This is a genomic window from Mycobacterium sp. smrl_JER01 (assembly GCF_048513595.2).
Lineage (GTDB): Bacteria > Actinomycetota > Actinomycetes > Mycobacteriales > Mycobacteriaceae > Mycobacterium.
In genome coordinates, this window is record NZ_JBLXXK020000001.1 from 3,246,399 (window position 1) to 3,262,326 (window position 15,928).

Consider the following 15,928-nt stretch of genomic DNA (forward strand, 5'->3'; position numbering starts at 1 on the left):
GCACCGGTTTCGAGTGGACCCGGCGGGGAACACGGCATGATGCCCGCGCACCAGGAGTTCACGTTGTACGGGCCGTCGCACTGGGCGATGATCGCCCTGTTTGTTGCCGGTTCAGCCGGGCTGATTTGGCTCGGCCGCCGTCAGAACGAACACCAGGCCCGGACGTTCGGCCGGGTCGTCGGGGCGCTGACAGGTTTGATCTACGCCGCGGTGCTGGTCTACATGGTGCTCGACCCCGAAGTCACCGACGCGATTCCGCTGCGCCTGACCGATATCGCCACGGTTGTCGCCGCCGTCGCCTGGTGGTCACAGCGGCACTGGGCGTTTGCGATCACCTACTACTGGGGCCTGGTGCTCAGCGCACAGGCGCTGGTCTCACCGGTGCTGCACGGGCCCGATTTTCCCAGTGTCGAATATCTGGCGTTCTGGGCTATTCACCTGCTGGTGGTGTGGGCTGCCGTCTACCTCACCTGGGGGCGTGGGATGCGCCCGACGTGGCGCAGCTACCGGCTGGTGGTCGGCGTCACCATGGCGTGGGCTCTGCTGACTTTTCTGGCCAACACGATGACCGGCGCGAATTACGGTTTCCTCAACGAGAAGCCGTCCACCGCGACGCTGCTGGATGTGCTCGGCCCCTGGCCGGTGTACATCTTCGCCGCCGCCGCGCTGGTCCTCGTCGTGTGGGCGTTGATGACGTGGCCGTGGCAGCGGGCACGTCGACGTCCCGTCGCTAGCGGGTCGCCACTGATCTGAGCAGAGCCAGCGATTCGCGAATGTGCAGCGCGATGCTGCGATCGGCGGGGTCGGTCAGCCATCGCTCGAACGCGACTTTGAATATCGCGGTTCCGGCTTCCGCGGTCAGGCTGGCCGCGGGTTCGGGGACGCCACGACGACGAAGCGCATCGCCGACCAGGGCCGCCATCGAGGCCAGCTTGATCGATTCTCGTTCCTGCAGGGCAGGATTGGCGTCGATGACTGATTGACGTTTGATCGAGTACGGCCTGCGCTCGTCGAAGAACTCTGCGGTCGATTCGAATGCGGCAACGACGGCCTCCAACGGTGCCACAGACTCCGGCACGGCCTTGAGTGCATCGACGATGCTTCGGGCGAGTTCGTCGCCGCGGAAGAGGACTTCCCGTTTGTCGGTGAAGTGGCGGAAAAACGTCCGTTCCGTGACGCCGGCCCGTTGGGCGATCTCGGCGACGGTGGTGCGGTCGAAGCCGCGTTCGGCGTAGAGCTCCAGCGCGGCACGCTCCAGGCGGCCCCGCGCATCCGGCTCCCATCGGCCCATGGGGGAATACTACGGGGATGTCAGGTGCTGACATCACACGGAAAGAGCGATGTCACTCGCTGACATGCACACGGAAGGAACCCGCAATGCACATCTTCGTCACCGGCGCCTCTGGACACATCGGAACTTTGGTGGTCCGTGAGCTTCTCGACCACGGTCATCATGTCTCCGGCCTGGCTCGTTCCGATGCCTCCGCGGAAGCGATCACACAGGCCGGGGGTCGGCCGATCCTGGGCACGTTGGACGATTCCGACGTCTTGGCCGGTGCCGCCGCAGCGGCCGACGGCGTCGTCCATCTGGCGTTCAAGCACGACTTCGGCGACTACGCCGGCGCCGCCGAAACCGATCTCACCGCGGTCAAAGCCATCGGGTCGGCGCTCGCGGGTTCCGGCAAGCCGTTTCTGAACACCTCCGGCACCGCGATGCTGGCCACCGGCTCGCGCAGCGAGCTGGGCACCGAGGAGACCGCACCGGACCCTCGCGGCGCTCGCGTGCCGTCGGAGGACGTTACCCTCGCCCTGGCTCACGAGGGAGTGCGCTCCGCCGTCATCCGCCTGGCGCCTACAGTGCACGGCCCCACGGATCGACGCGGATTCATCCCGGCGCTCATCGAGAACGCCCGAAAGACTGGGCAGGCCATCTATGTCGGCGACGGAACCAACCGCTGGCCCGCGGTCCACAACCTCGACGCGGCACGGTTGTACCGCTTGGCGCTGGAGTCCGCACCGGCCGGCTCCCGGCTGCACGGTGTCGCCGAGGAGGGGATCCCGTTCCGCAACATCGCCGAAACCATCGGCGAGCGTCTCGACGTTCCCGCGGTCAGCGTGTCACCGCAGGAGGCCTCGGCACAGCTGGGGTTCATCGGTTGGGTTGCCTCGTTGGACAATCCGACGTCGAGTGTCCGCACCCGGCAGCTGTTGGGCTGGACCCCCGGGCAGCCGACCCTGCTCGACGACCTGCACGCGGGGCATTACTTCGCCTGAGGAAGTGGGCCCGGCCGTCCGAAGAGGTAGCCCTGACCCAGAACGATTTCCAGTTGTCGCAGCGTTCGCCGCTGAGCGGCGGTTTCCACCGCCTCGGCGACGGTGACGGCTCCGATCTCGGCGGCAAGTCGGACGATGCCGGCGACCAGTGCGCGTTTGGCTGGATCGGTGTCGATGCCGGAGATGAGGTTGCCGTCGATCTTGATGAGGTCGGGCCGGAGCCTGAGGATCTGGTCGAAGCTGGCGTATCCAGCACCGGCGTCGTCGATGGCCAGTCGGACACCGCCCTCACGCAGTGGTTGCAGGCATTCCGCGAGGTCGTCCGGAAAGGGTTCGTGTTCGGTGATCTCGAGCACCAGCGGTTGCGGTGCTGCCAACAATTCATCGCGGACACCAGGGTCCACGGCGGAGGACGGACTGAGATTGACCGCCGTGAAGCAGTCTTCCGGAATGTCATCGACGTGGGACAGCACCCGGCGCAGCGCCGCCAGCTCGAGCGGAACGCCACGACCGAGACGACGCGCGACGTCGAACCAGTAGGCGGGCGAACGTTGCAGATCGACCGGAAAACGGCATAACCCTTCGAAGCCGACAACGGCCTCCGTCTCCAGATCGACCACGGGTTGAAACACCGCCGTCAGCGTCGAAGGCGCGGCCAGCAATTCGGTCAAGCGCAGATGGAGTTCGCGTTGGCGCGCCATGTCCGGCAGCAGCACCGAGGCGAGAAACTGTGCGGCGGCGTCGCGGCCCTCATGACGTGGGTCGTGCAGAAAATCGTCGAGCAGCATCGAGAGTTCGGTGTGAGAGCTGATCAACGCGGACAGAAACCGGCTGGTGGCCTCCATCGCGGCGATGTCCCGGTCGGCGAATTTGTCACGGTCGACGGCCGTCAGGGACAGCGCTCCGATCGCGACGCCCCGGTGCAGCAAGGGGATCACCACCAGCGACTGGATCCCCAGTTGCGCGCCGACGGCGCGAACGGTGTCGGTCAGCGTCGGGTCGGACAGGGCGTTCCCGCTGACCTGGGGCCGACCGGTGGCGATCGCGCGCCCTTGAAATGTGCCTTCCCTGGGCAGCGTGAGACCGAGCAGGGATTCGACCAGGCCGTGGGCCGAGACGACGACGAAGGTGTCCTCCGGGGTGAGGATGCTGACGGCTGCCCCGTCGGCCTTCGGAGTCAGCAGGCACATCTGCTCGGCGATCCTGTGCATCATCGCCGCAGGATCGATCGAGGCGTTGACGGCGGTGATGAGGTTCTGCACGATGCGCCGCAGAACTCAGCTGCCAGACATGCCGCGGCACGACCTGGATCGAGATCGGCCACCGCCAAGCATCGCGCGTCACCCCCACACCAGCGTCACCCCGGATGAGGGTCGTCGGCGACGGCACCTACTGCGGAGTGGCCACCATGAGTGGTCCTGCAGCACGCGTTGCGCTCACTCCGGCCCGGGGCGGGACCTATGCAAGATAACAGCGACCGCCGGTTCGACGCCGACAAACACGCACCTGAAGTAGACGCGGCGGCTCGCGGCGCCCCGGATCTGGGGCCGGGCATGGGATCTCGGCGCAGAAGGCGCAGATCGTCACCCGGCGGCGTCGTGTTGACTCCGCGAAGATGGTTCCTTTGCCGACGGAAATCGACCGCGCGAGCCTTCGACACTGAGCTCAGCCGTGTAGGCCGGCAATCCCGTTGACGGTCCCGAGTCCGCGCCCCAACGGATAGGCGGCCCGGATGCATTCGGTCACCCAGCGCTTGCCGAATGCCACCGCATCGGGGACCGGGCGCCCGTGTGCCAGCGCGGCGGTGATCGCCGCGGCCAGGGTGTCACCGGCGCCGTGATCGTGCCGGGTATCCACCCGAGTCGCGGCGAACTGGTGAAACTCGGAGCCGTCGAAGAGCAGGTCGGCACTGGTCCGTGAGGTGCGCAGATGACCACCCTTGACCAGTGCCCATCGGGGCCCGAGGGCGTGCAGTGCCCGAGCGGCGTCGCGCTGGGTCTCATCGTCGACGACGTCGATGCCGACCAGCAGTCGTACTTCGTCGAGGTTGGGCGTCACGAGTGTCGCCAGCGGGATCAAATCCTCACGCATGGCGTCGAGTGCGCTGGCACGCAGCAGCGGCTCGCCGGCGTTCGACGCGCATACCGGGTCGACGACCAGCGGGACACTGCCCGCGAGCCCTTCGTCGCGCCAGCTCATCACCACGGCTCTGATGATCTCGGTGGACGCCAACATCCCGGTCTTGGCCGCCTCGATCCCGATGTCAGCGGCCACCGCGCTGATCTGACCGGCGACAACGTCGACCGACACCTCATGAAATGCTCTGACACCCAACGAGTTCTGCACGGTGACGGCGGTGATCGCGGCAGACCCGTGCACGCCGAGCATCGCGAAGGCACGCATGTCGGCCTGCAGACCGGCGCTGCCACCGGAGTCCGAGCCGGCGATCGTCATCACTCGGCGCGGGGTCTGTCCCGGTGCGGCCAGCGGTAGGTCGATGTTCGTGTCGGCCATGGGTCGGTCTTCTCGTGACTTTCAGTTGTGCGATTGACATCCGGAGCCGTCATCGCATCGAGACGCCATCGAGGTGCCATCGAGGTGGCGGTGAGGTTCACACCGTCGTGGCATTCACGCGCATGGCGGTGCGATGAGCCTGACATTAACCGCTGTGGTGTTGGGCACGCCGCGGACCCCGCCGCTCGGCCGGAGAACTGTTCGGTCCACCCTGCAATGCCCGAGTCGTTCAGTTTGCTCGGCACCGACCTCGAGGTCTGTGCAAGGCTTATGGTCGTGCCCGCGAAATTCGTCCCGACCTGGACCGTTGCGTCGCGTGGCACCCGTCGCCCGATCGGCAGAGGTCGCCGAACGTGATGCGCTCGAATCCGTTCTCGGGGCGCCGGCGATGAGCAGGGGGTTGTTCGGCTTGATCGACCTCGCATCATTCACCCTGATCGGACTCGCACTCGGATTCGTCGTGCTCTGGGTGATCGATCGCGGTCGCATCCACGCCTTGCTTTACGCGGCGACGATCGTGCTCCTTTTCGCCTCGAACTGGGTTCTGACGCTGGGCGCCGACATCGCCCTCGCATCGTCGATACACGCGATCCTGGTCTCGACCGGGTTCGTGTTGCTCGCCGACGGAATGCTGCGTCAAGCCGGTGAGCGGCTCGGGTGCTTGGCCGCGATCACGGTCGTCGGCGCACTGTCGGTCGGGACGTGGTACTTCGCGTATGTGGCGCCGGCGCTGGTCGGGCGTGTGGTCATCCAGAACCTCTGCCTCGGCTTGTTGCTGCTTGTCACGGCGGCCCGGGTGTGGAAGGCCTGTCGGCGGCGACCCTTCGACCGACTCATGGTGAGCACCATTCTGTTGTTGGCGACCGGCCTGGTCGTCAACGTCGTCCTTGCTCTGGTCTCCGGCCTGCCCAGTGAGCTCACCACCGATACCGCGATGGACCAGTTCGCCGCCTCCCCGGTCGGGCTCGGGATCACCATGGTGAGCGTGGCGATCATTCCGATCACCATGGCGGCCCTGCTCGCTGCGATCGCTGTCGACATGGTGGCCGACCTCCGTCGCGAGCGCGACTGCGACGAGCTCACCGGCCTGCTGAACAGACGCGGTTTCACCGAACAAGCCGACCTCACCTTGCGCAGTGCGGCCTCGGGGGCGTTGATCCTGGCAGATCTCGACTTCTTCAAGGACGTCAACGACGAACTCGGCCACGCCGGCGGCGATTTCGCGCTGGCAACCTTCGCCGAGGTGCTTCGCAGCGCACCCGATATCGGGCAGGTGACCGGTCGAGTCGGGGGAGAGGAGTTCGCCGTCCTGGCACCGAATGCCGGCTCACGTGAGGCGTTCACCTTCGCGGAGTCCCTACGTGCCCGGCTCGCCGCGACGACGATCTCATATGGTGGCGTCTACGTGTCACTGACCGCGAGCTTCGGCGTCGCGACCGCGACAGAGCCTGTCTCGTTGCCCGAGCTGATGGATGCCGCCGACCGTGCGCTCTATGATGCCAAGGCGATGGGCCGCAATTGCACGGCCCATCGCCGGCAACAGTGACCGACCCCGTGACCCACACCTGCACCGCACGCTGAGCGTCCGTGCACCGGCCGTGCGACGACCCATCTGGACGGCCCATCTGCACGGCCCATCTGGACGTCGGTCAGTCGTTCTCGCCGTCCTGGCGTGCCTCTTCGTCGTTCCGGCGGCGCGCCGCCTCGATCACCTCCGGCGGAGCCGGCTTCCGCAACCACGCTCGCATCCGTAACAGCCCACCGGCCGTTGTGCCGACGGCGAGCACTGCGATGACGATCCAGAGCACGGTGGACATGGATCGATCCTCCGCCTCCGGTCAGCCTTCGGGGGCGAAAGCCGGATAAGTGCGGCTCCCAGTTTCAGAAAGGACCTGCCGGGATGGGTGGTCGCAGCGGGGTTGAGGCGGTCGAGCGCAGCGGGGCGCAGGGCGCGCACGACATCCGCGTTCACCGTGGGCGGCAGGTTCGCAGGTAACTGAGGAACGAGGCCTGCAGGCCGGTCACGTGTGTTTCGCGCAGGATCTCACTGGTGACCGCTTCGCCGCGCGACGAGAGGTGATGAACGACCGTAGCCGCGTTCTTCGCGAGGTTTCGGTAGACGGCCAGGTCCCCGAAAAGCTCTCGGTCGTTGATGGTCACATGAAGTCTGGCGGCGCGCCGGCTGCCACCCATCTGCTGGAGCTCGGTGAAGATCTGACTGTCCTGGGCGATGACGCCGGGGCTGCCCGCACCGATACTTTCGAACAACGCGCTGCCCGAGAGCCAGGCGTAGAGACTGAAGAGTCCGCCGTAGGAGTAGCCGAATAGACCGTGACCGCTTGTGGCCGTTCGATATTCGTGTTCGATCCGCGGATGGAGTTCTGCAGTGAGAAAGCTCAGGAACACGTCGGCGTGGGTGTCGCATAGTTCGGCGAGGTAGGCGTCTGCTTCTTCGCGTGTTCTCGCACCCGCTTCCAACCCCATCTCCACGGCATCGATGAGCTCCTCGGCGATGGGTTCGCCCGGCGGCACGAAATCTCTGTTGCGCAGCCGATCCCAGTCCAGCGCTTCCTCGCCCGCGTAACCAACGCTGACTTGGATGTAGGGCTGGATCTTCTGCATGGGGTCCATCTGGGTGACGATCAGCGGAGCCGTCAGGCCCACGGCGAAGTTCGCGTCGAGCACATACACGACAGGCGCCGGTGTCGCGATCCGGTCGAACCCCGGCGGTGTGGTGACCCAGACGCCGTAGTCGTACCCGCCGCGCGAACGCATCTCGAAATAATCGGTGTCGGCGAGACAGCCTTGCCACATGGAGTTCATCGGAACGGTCCTTCACAACTCGACGGACGCCGCAGCACGACGCCCTTGACGGTATTGTCCATTGGAAAACTATTATCCAATGGATAGGATAGGTGAATGGTCGTGTCACGCGCGGCGGGTAGCAGCAACGCACGCGAGCGTCTGCTGGCTCGGCTTTTCGACGCCTTCGCGGAGGAGCTACCCTCGCCGGAAGTGTCGCTGCGTGAGGTCGCCGCCCGAGCCGGAACCAGCCACGCGCTGCTGCGGTATCACTTCGGGTCACTCACGGGGGTGCTGGCAGCCATGTTGACGGTGCAGCGGGCCCGCGACAACGAGGCACTTTCACAGTTCGCCCGCAACGGCACCTTCGACGACTTCGTCGTGGCGATCTGGCGGGCCTACACCCGGCCCGAGCAGCTGTCGCGCATCCGCGGCTTCTTCCACGTCGTGGGACTCGCCGCGTACAGCCCGGACGACTTCGGTGAGTTCATCGACTCGCTCGGCGACCTCACCACGACGCTGGCCGCACTGGCCGAACGCGAAGGGCACGGCACCGAGGAGGCGCTGAGCATGGCGACCGTCGCCGTTGCCGCGATTCGGGGCCTGCTGCTGCAGAAGGTTCTTACCCCACAGGTTCAGACGGACGAGGCCGTCACCATGATTCTGCGCTTGATCAACCGCGGACGCACTCCCACCAGACGTCCACGGACCAGGACCAGGCGGTAGGACAGCGGCTGACGGCTCTGCGGAAACCAGGCATCGGCGATTCGGCGCACCGACTCATTCCAGGATGGCCCGCGCCGCGCGCTCCGCGATCAGCATGACCGGTGCGTTGGTGTTCCCGGACGTGATGGTGGGCATCGCCGAAGCATCGGCGACCCGCAGTCCGGCAACGCGGAACACCCGACAGTCGGTGTCGAGTACCGTGCCGCTCGACCGCGGTAGCCCACGGTCGTCGAAGGCACCCATCGCGCAAGTGCCCACCGGATGGAAGATGGTGGTCCCCAGTTCACGAGCCGCCGCCTGCAGGTCTTCATCGCTCACCAGTTGCGGGCCGGGAAGCAACTCTTCCGGGCGGTGGCGGGCCAGGACCGGCGCGGCCATGATCTGCCGGGTCATCCGCAGGCCCCGCACGGCGACTTCACGATCGGAGTCAGTGGACAGGTAGTTGCACAGGATCTTCGGGTGGGTCAGCGGATCCGCATCGGCCATCCGCACATGCCCGCGTGAGGTGGGGCGCAGATTGCAGACCGAGGGAGTGATGGCGGCGTAGGGGTGCAGCGGTTCGCCGAATTTCGGCAACGACAAGGGCTGCACATGCCATTCCAGATCGGGGCTGGCCAGCGCCGGATCGCTTCTGGCGAAAGCACCCAGCGTGGACGGCGGCATCGTCAGGGGCCCCGAGCGCAGCGCCAGATACTGAATTCCCATGCCCACACGGGTGATCCAGTTCCGGTACAGCGTGTTGACGGTTCGCGCGCCCCGGACGCGGTAGACCGTCCGAAGCTGGAGATGGTCCTGAAGGTTTTCGCCGACGCCGGGTATATCGACAGCCACCGGCACCTGATGTCGGGTGAGGAGCGCGGCCGGGCCCAGACCCGAGACCTGCATCAGATGCGGTGACCCGATGGCTCCGGCGCTGAGGATCACCTCCCGGCGGGCCCGGATGTCGAGGATCTGACCGTCCTTGAGTACCTGAAGGCCGGCGACGCGGTGCTGCGCGGTGGTCCAGGCGCCGCGGCGCTGGTCCTCACCGACCTGATGGTCCATCAGCAGCCGCAACGCTTGAGTCTGTGTGTAGACGGTGAGATTGTTGCGGCGGGTGACCGGGTGCAGGAAGGCGTCGGCCATCGACCAGCGCCGACCACGTCGTTGATTGACATGGAAATAGGCACTGCCGGAGTTGTCGCCGCGGTTGAACTCATCGATCGGCGCAATGCCCAACTCGGCGGCGGCGGCCTGCCAGGCGTCCAGTATCTTCCAGCGCACCCGCGGCCGCTCGACTCGGATCTCACCGCCGGCGCCGTGCCAGTGGTCGGCTCCGCCGAAGTAGTCTTCCAGCTCCTTGTAGATCGCCAGCGTCTCGCCCGGACGGTCCGGGCCACCCCACAGCCACCGCTGGTCGCCGGTGGCCTGCGCCCAGAGCTCGTAATCGCTGGCCTGCCCGCGCATGTGGATCATGGCATTGATCGACGAGCAGCCGCCGATCACACGACCCCGCGCGTAGATGATGCTGCGTCCGGCCAGCCCCGGATCAGCCTCGGTCGTGAAGCACCAGTCGGTGCGAGGGTTGGCGATGGTGTACAGGTAGCCCACCGGCACCTTGATCCAGAACCAGTCGTCTTTGCCGCCGGCTTCGATCAGGAGCACCCGGTGATCCGGGTTGGCGCTGAGCCGATTGGCGAGCAGGCAGCCCGCGCTGCCTGCGCCCACGATGATGAAATCGAACTCGGCCACAGGGCTCGTTTCCGGCACCGTTCCTCCCTTGCCATCGGATGCGCGTCCTAGTGTGCGCGACGACGGCCCGGCAGAAGAACAGTCGGGCCGGCGCGGCTCAGGACAATTCGGGTGCGGGCCGGGGTAACGGGTTCGCACCCTGGGGGCGTAACCCGTCGAAGATGATCGCCAGGTAGCGCCGCCACAAGTCCGGTGGCGGATCAGAGAGACCGTCCATCACGTGCACCGGTGCGCACATCAGCAAGAAGACGTCGGTCCCGGTGACATCGGGGCGGATCGCACCGGCGGCGCGGGCGTTGGCCACCAGCGTCTCGACGCCGGCGTGCACCTCATCGCGGATCGCCACCACCCTGGCGTCACTGGCGCTGTACGTCTGCAGATAGGTCATGTCGTGCTGACGTCGCTGGTCGGCGGCGATGGTCAGGAATTCCAGCAGGGCCGCACCGGGGTCACGAGCATCCGCCAGCCGCCGTAGGGCGTCGGTGAGGGTGACGAGGTGCTCACAGACAAGGGACGCGATCAGATCGTCTTTGGAGGCGAAGTGCCGAAACACCGTGCCTTTGGCCACTCCTGCGCGTCGCGCGATATCCGCGACCGAGGCCTCGACACCGCGCTCGGCGAACACCTCCTCGGCCGCAGCCAGCAATGACTCGCGGTTGCGTGCGGCGTCGGCACGCAGGGCACGAGGAGAGGACGTCACCTGCGCACACTACCAAGTTGACCGCACGGTCATCTTCCACTTACAGTGGCGGAGTCAAGATGACCACACGGTCATCTTTTATGGCTCGTCCGGAACACTGTGGAGGACAGATGAAATTGGCAGGCGCGACGGCTTTGGTCACCGGCTCCAACCGCGGTATCGGCACCCACTTTGCGTCCGAACTGCTGCGTCGCGGGGCCAAGGTGTACGCGACGGCGCGACGACCCGAGCTCGTCGACATCCCAGGGGCCGAGGTGCTGCGCCTGGACATCCTCGATCCGGACTCGGCACGGGTCGCTGCCGAGATCGCCGATGACGTCGACATCGTGATCAACAACGCCGCCGACACCGCCGGTGGCAGCCTGGTGACCGGCGAGCTGGACGCCATCCGGCGGGTGATGGAGTCCAATTACTTCGGCACGCTGAATGTCATCCGGGCCTTCGCGCCGGTCCTCGCACGCAACGGTGGCGGCGCCATCGTCAACGTGTTGTCGGCAGCCGCGTGGCTCACGGTGGACGGCAACACCGCCTACGCTGCCGCGAAGTCGGCCGAGTGGGGGCTCACCAACGGGGTGCGAATTGAATTGGCCGGCCAGGGAACACATGTCGTCGGTCTCATGCCCGGGCTCGTCGGCACCCAGACGCTCTTCGATTTCGCCGACAGGGCTGGGATCGAGTTTCCCGAGGGCGCGGTGACCGAACCGGCCGCACTCGTCGAACTGGCCCTCGACGGGCTCGAGGCGGGCGATACCGAGATCGTCGATGCGATCGGGCTACGGGCCAAGGCCACACTCACCGGGCCGCCGCAGCCCTTCACATTCTGAGCCTCAGATCGTGGACCGCTCGATGGTGAACAGACCTCCGTCCCTACTCTTTTGGAGGCGTGATCTGAGAGTGGCGGTATCTCACCACGCCAACAACGACACGGTCGTGGCCCCGAGATGAGGTGCTGACATCACTTCCAATCAATCGAGCCGGTGCGGGGTCTCGGCTCGGAAGGCCCGGCGACAAGGACGTCCCGCACAAGCTCACGCAAGGCTGCATTCCCTGGGTCGTTGTCGACCCGCTCGTGCCAGAACAGTCGGACGTCGTATGCCGGTAGATCAAGCGGTAGCTCAAAGAGGGTGATCCCCGAGTTGCGTGCGTGGTATTCGGCAAGGCGGCGGGGTGCAACGGCGATGCAGTGTCCGTTCTCGACGACCGGGAACAACGAGCTGTGGTGCGACACGGTGAGATAGATGCGTCGGGTGTGCCCGAGGCGGGCTAAAGCATCGTCGACCTCGCGGCCCCGCCCCGGGCTGATCTGGACGTGGGCGTGGGGCAGTTCGACGAAACGGTCGAGTGTCATGACGCCGTTGGCGTCAGGATGGTGGACAGCGATGACACCGACGAGGTCGTCGCTGAATGCGGGTTCCGAGTGCCACGCTGACGGGACTGTGGTGGGGATGCCCAGGTACAGATCGATCTCGCCGGTGGCCAGAGCATCGACAACACTGATGCGGTCCAGCGCTTGCACGCGAAAGCTGCACCGAGGGGCTCTCTGCTGTAGCCGGAGGTCAAGACCGGGCAGAACGAGTGGGCCGTACAGATCGGCGAAGGCGATGACCCACTCGCGGGTCGTCGTCGCCAGATCGAAGTCGTCGAGATCCCGCACGATGCCCTCGAGGAGGCGCAGTGCCGCGTCGAGGCGAGGCTCGATGGTCAGCGCGGCAGGCGTGGGACTCAGGCCCCTCCCGGCGCGCACGACAAGCGGATCGCCCAACAGCACGCGCAGACGGGCCAGCGCATTCGAGACCGCAGGCTGAGTCAGGTGCAGCCGTGCTGCTGCCTGCGTAGCGCTGCGTTCCTGCAGAACTGCGTGCAAGACAACGAGGAGGTTGAGGTCGACCCCGACAAGATTCACGTCATGAATGTTGCACATAGTGGATCATGATTGGCGCTGATACTAGGTGGGTTCCTACAGTCGAGTCCGATGCCCGAGAAAGGACACGACGATGCGGGTACTGATCACTGGGGCCACGGGGGGGATCGGCTCGAACATCATCAGCCAGCTGACCGACACCGGGATCGAGGTATGCGCGACATGCCGCCGGCCCGATCCACAGCGGTGGCCATGGTTGCAGACGTTTGAAAGCGATCTCAGCCAGCCACACACAATGCGGTCGGCCCTTGAAGGCGTCGACACCGTCTTCCTTTACAGCTTTGCCCAACCAGACACCTTGCCGGAGCTGGTGGACGAGATGAAAGCTGCCCATGTTGAAAAGGTGGTCACGTTGTCCACGATCGACACCACGCGCCAGGAACCATTCGTCGATTACAACAAGCAGCGTCACCTCGCCGTCGAAAACGCGGTCACCACCGCCGGATTCACCAGTGTGTCCTTGCGTCCAGGCGCATTCGCCCGTAATGCCGTCCGATTCTGGGGCAAACAGATCCGCGAACATCGCAATGTTGGCCTACCCTTCCCGGAATCCCAGCAGGCCCCGATAGCCGACGAGGACATCGCTGCTGTCGCCGTACGTGCGATCACCAGCCCTCAACTCGACGGCGACAGGATCGTCCTCACCGGGCCGGACTCCTTGACGATGCGGGAGCAGATTAGCCTCATCAGCAAAGCCATCGCTGATCCCATCGGCATCACCCTGCTTTCGGCCTCGCAAGCGCGCGAACTGTACGGGCAGGTGCTGCCACCGGAGTATCTCGACCTCCTCATGGGCCAATGGGAGTTCGAGACGACCGAGCAAGCCGTCGTCACACCGGCGGTTCGTGAGATCACTGGCCGTGAGCCAACCAGCTACCGCGATTGGGCAATCAACAACCGTGACGTCTTCCTTTAGCCCGCAACAACCGCATCAAAAAGAATGCCGGTGCTACCGGGCGGACACCAGCGTGCCAGGAATGGGAGCGTCGCAGTGGGGGAGCGAGCGGACCCATCGGTTGATCGCGACCAACCATGTACGGACCCGGCGCACGGGATAAAGCGCCCGCGCGCACCAGATGCGCCGCGACGTCACAGCGCGTCGTACACCGCAGCGATGAGCCGGTAGGCACGGCGGTCGCCGGCCAGCCAGTCACGGCGCAGATTGGGCACGAAGGCGAACGCGACCTTGTGCTCGAGGTCTGCCAATCCCACCGAGCCTCCGGCCCCCGGATGACCGAATACTGTCTGGTGCGCAGGCTCGGGCACCACAAAGTTCTGCGACGGCAGCATGTAGCCGAGGCCGAATGCGCTTTCCAGCCGCAGCACCCGGTCGCGGCCGCGTACGCGTTCTGTGATCGCTTCCCGCAGATGCCCCGGTGACACTAGGGTCCCGCCGATCAGGTCATCGTAGAAACTGGCCAGATCGCGAGCGGTGGTGACCAGGCCGGCCGCGGGCCAGCCGGCCGCCAGTACTTCTGGATCATTGTAGTTTGCAATGGGATTCGATGATGCCCTGATGAACAGCGATTCTGGATCGGCGAGCGCGGCCACCATCTCCGCGACGGTGTCGTCCGGTATCGGCGGTGCGTTCTCAGCACTCCAGACCCGCTGCTCGGGCGCGGGCGAACTGATCCGGGCAGCCTCACCCACCGCCGCACCAGAAACGCCGATGAGCAGCCCATCGCCCACGCGACGCCGGGTGAACTCGCCGACTGTCATACCGGTCTGGCGGCGCACGAATTCACCGACCAGCCATCCGAAAGTCAAAGCGTGATAGCCGTGTTCGGTTCCCGGCCGCCACAGCGGGCGTTGGCGCGCCAACAGGTCGGCCATCGCCGCGGGATCGGCGGCTTGTGCCACCGACACCGGGCACTCCAAGATGGGCAAGCCGGCCTGGTGGGTCATCAGGTCGCTCAATGTGATCTCGTGTTTGTCGTGGTGCGCGAACTCCGGCCACCACGCGCTCACCCGTTCGTCGACGCCGCGGCCGCGTTGCTCACCGGCCATGAGGGCCGCGGTCGCCGTCACACCCTTGGTGCAAGAAAAGGTCGGACACACGGTGTCGCGCGTCCACGGGCGTCCGGTCCGCCGGTCCGCAATACCTCCCCATAGGTCCACCACCGCACGACCGTCGACGAACACCGCCACCGCCGCGCCGAGGTCGTCACCGTCGGCTAAACCTGCTTCAAAGACCGCCTTCACTCCGGCGAACGCGGGGTCAGCGTGCCCCGCCGCTGAACTGAACATACAACGAATTAGAACACGTTCTAGTATTGATCAAGAGCAGATCCTGACGAAGGCCCACGGGCGGGCAGATCACCCATCAGATCAACACGACATCGGTTACCGGTCCCAGACTGTCTCCACCCGAGGGGGAGTGGATGGGTCCGTTCCGTCGGCCAGCGCGGACACCGCGGGGCCGAGCGTGGTCATCCGTTGTCCCGCCAGGTGAGCACCTGTTTGAGAGATGCGAGATCGTAATCGTTGTCGGCGGTGAGTTCGGTCTGGAACAGGGTGACCCCGGCCTCGCGGAAGTCGTCGGCGCTGTCGGCGTTCTGCCACAACGTCGAGCGCTCGATATCGGCGCCGTTGCGGCCGAACGTCGCTGCGAGCTCGTCGACGCGGTCACTGGACCTGCGGAACGCGTCGAGTTCCTGGAACGCGTGCCAGATGTCGGCGTGCCGGGCCACCGCGGGCAATGAGCGCTTGGGCCCCGTGCCGCCGATGAGGATCGGCAGCTTGCGCACGGGCGGCGGAATGAGTGCCGCGAGCCGGTTCTCGATACGGATCAGGCTCTCGTCGAACAGGTCGAAGCGGGAGCCGAAGGTGCCGAAGTCATACCCGTAAGTGGTGTAATCCTTTTCGTACCAGCCCGCGCCGAGGCCGAGAATGAGACGGCCGCCGCTGATGTGATCGACGGTACGCGCCATGTCGGCGAGAAGGTCTGCGTTGCGGTAACCGACGCCGGTGACGAGCAGCCCGATCTCGGCGTGTGACGTGATCTCACCCCACGACGCGAGCGCAGTCCAGCCCTCGAAGTTGGAAACGTCGAGCTGCTCGGCTGCCATGATGGGCTTGCCGTCGACCAGGGCCTCCACCGCCGGGCGGTGGAAGTGGTCGTAGCCGAAGATCACGTCGACTCCGAGGTCGTCGGCAGCCAGGACGGCGTCGCGCCATGATCGGTAGTCGGGCGCGCCGCCGGGCTGGATCTGCACGGCGACGCGGATGGGACGGGTCATGGAATCTCCTGAGTCGGGGGA

General features: G+C 65.8%; 16 protein-coding genes. 6 read left to right on the forward strand and 10 right to left on the reverse strand.

Going from position 1 to position 15,928, the window contains the following annotated elements; genetic code table 11:
• Nucleotides 1-36: 36 nt before the first annotated feature.
• Nucleotides 37-753, forward strand: coding sequence for a YwaF family protein (locus tag ACNUDN_RS15260; protein ID WP_419122726.1), 717 nt, complete (start codon nt 37-39; stop codon nt 751-753).
• Here ACNUDN_RS15260 and ACNUDN_RS15265 read toward each other — a convergent pair.
• Nucleotides 731-1,291 (reverse strand): TetR family transcriptional regulator, encoded by a 561-nt coding sequence (locus tag ACNUDN_RS15265; protein WP_419122727.1) that lies wholly within the window; start codon nt 1,289-1,291, stop codon nt 731-733. The genes ACNUDN_RS15260 and ACNUDN_RS15265 overlap by 23 nt on opposite strands.
• Before the next feature lie 86 nt (nt 1,292-1,377).
• Between ACNUDN_RS15265 and ACNUDN_RS15270 the strand changes: the two genes are divergently transcribed.
• A complete protein-coding gene (locus tag ACNUDN_RS15270) occupies nt 1,378-2,274 on the forward strand; it encodes an SDR family oxidoreductase (protein ID WP_419122728.1) in 897 nt (298 codons plus the stop codon).
• On the opposite strand, the gene ACNUDN_RS15275 is transcribed toward ACNUDN_RS15270, so the two are convergent.
• Both ACNUDN_RS15275 and thiD read right to left on the reverse strand, forming a co-directional pair.
• Nucleotides 2,262-3,536, reverse strand: coding sequence for a sensor domain-containing phosphodiesterase (locus tag ACNUDN_RS15275; protein WP_419122729.1), 1,275 nt, complete (start codon nt 3,534-3,536; stop codon nt 2,262-2,264). The two genes, ACNUDN_RS15270 and ACNUDN_RS15275, sit on opposite strands and share 13 nt — an antisense overlap.
• 403 nt (nt 3,537-3,939) lie before the next feature.
• Nucleotides 3,940-4,788 carry a bifunctional hydroxymethylpyrimidine kinase/phosphomethylpyrimidine kinase gene (thiD, locus tag ACNUDN_RS15280; RefSeq protein WP_419122730.1) on the reverse strand — a complete coding sequence of 283 codons (849 nt, stop codon included), beginning with the start codon at nt 4,786-4,788 and terminating at the stop codon, nt 3,940-3,942.
• A 316-nt stretch (nt 4,789-5,104) separates the two neighbouring features.
• Between thiD and ACNUDN_RS15285 the strand changes: the two genes are divergently transcribed.
• Nucleotides 5,105-6,334: a GGDEF domain-containing protein gene (locus ACNUDN_RS15285; protein WP_419122731.1), complete on the forward strand. Its 1,230-nt coding sequence runs from the start codon at nt 5,105-5,107 to the stop codon at nt 6,332-6,334.
• 103 nt (nt 6,335-6,437) lie between these two features.
• Here the strand turns inward: ACNUDN_RS15285 and ACNUDN_RS15290 are convergent, their stop codons facing one another.
• Both ACNUDN_RS15290 and ACNUDN_RS15295 read right to left on the reverse strand, forming a co-directional pair.
• Nucleotides 6,438-6,605: a hypothetical protein gene (locus ACNUDN_RS15290; protein ID WP_419122732.1), complete on the reverse strand. Its 168-nt coding sequence runs from the start codon at nt 6,603-6,605 to the stop codon at nt 6,438-6,440.
• Between the two features lie 151 nt (nt 6,606-6,756).
• A complete protein-coding gene (locus tag ACNUDN_RS15295) occupies nt 6,757-7,611 on the reverse strand; it encodes an alpha/beta hydrolase (protein ID WP_419122733.1) in 855 nt (284 codons plus the stop codon).
• 96 nt (nt 7,612-7,707) lie between these two features.
• Between ACNUDN_RS15295 and ACNUDN_RS15300 the strand changes: the two genes are divergently transcribed.
• Nucleotides 7,708-8,316 carry a TetR/AcrR family transcriptional regulator gene (locus ACNUDN_RS15300; protein WP_419122734.1) on the forward strand — a complete coding sequence of 203 codons (609 nt, stop codon included), beginning with the start codon at nt 7,708-7,710 and terminating at the stop codon, nt 8,314-8,316.
• A 54-nt stretch (nt 8,317-8,370) separates the two neighbouring features.
• On the opposite strand, the gene ACNUDN_RS15305 is transcribed toward ACNUDN_RS15300, so the two are convergent.
• Complete coding sequence (locus tag ACNUDN_RS15305) at nt 8,371-10,047, reverse strand: GMC family oxidoreductase (RefSeq protein WP_431961142.1); 1,677 nt, start codon at nt 10,045-10,047, stop codon at nt 8,371-8,373.
• Between the two features lie 97 nt (nt 10,048-10,144).
• On the reverse strand, nt 10,145-10,747 hold the full coding sequence (locus ACNUDN_RS15310) for a TetR/AcrR family transcriptional regulator (RefSeq protein WP_419122736.1): 603 nt from the start codon (nt 10,745-10,747) through the stop codon (nt 10,145-10,147).
• Nucleotides 10,748-10,857: 110 nt separating this feature from the next.
• On the opposite strand from ACNUDN_RS15310, the gene ACNUDN_RS15315 reads away from it, so the two are divergent.
• Nucleotides 10,858-11,571 carry an SDR family NAD(P)-dependent oxidoreductase gene (locus ACNUDN_RS15315; protein ID WP_419122737.1) on the forward strand — a complete coding sequence of 238 codons (714 nt, stop codon included), beginning with the start codon at nt 10,858-10,860 and terminating at the stop codon, nt 11,569-11,571.
• 131 nt (nt 11,572-11,702) lie between these two features.
• On the opposite strand, the gene ACNUDN_RS15320 is transcribed toward ACNUDN_RS15315, so the two are convergent.
• On the reverse strand, nt 11,703-12,650 hold the full coding sequence (locus ACNUDN_RS15320; RefSeq protein ID WP_419122738.1) for a LysR family transcriptional regulator: 948 nt from the start codon (nt 12,648-12,650) through the stop codon (nt 11,703-11,705).
• 91 nt (nt 12,651-12,741) lie between these two features.
• Here ACNUDN_RS15320 and ACNUDN_RS15325 point away from each other — a divergent pair, with 91 nt between their 5' ends.
• Nucleotides 12,742-13,584, forward strand: a complete 843-nt coding sequence (locus tag ACNUDN_RS15325; protein WP_419122739.1) for an NAD(P)H-binding protein — start codon at nt 12,742-12,744, stop codon at nt 13,582-13,584.
• A 173-nt stretch (nt 13,585-13,757) separates the two neighbouring features.
• Here the strand turns inward: ACNUDN_RS15325 and ACNUDN_RS15330 are convergent, their stop codons facing one another.
• Nucleotides 13,758-14,915 carry a serine hydrolase domain-containing protein gene (locus tag ACNUDN_RS15330; RefSeq protein ID WP_419122740.1) on the reverse strand — a complete coding sequence of 386 codons (1,158 nt, stop codon included), beginning with the start codon at nt 14,913-14,915 and terminating at the stop codon, nt 13,758-13,760.
• A 182-nt stretch (nt 14,916-15,097) separates the two neighbouring features.
• Complete coding sequence (locus ACNUDN_RS15335) at nt 15,098-15,907, reverse strand: LLM class F420-dependent oxidoreductase (RefSeq protein WP_419122741.1); 810 nt, start codon at nt 15,905-15,907, stop codon at nt 15,098-15,100.
• Between the last annotated feature and the right edge of the window lie 21 nt (nt 15,908-15,928).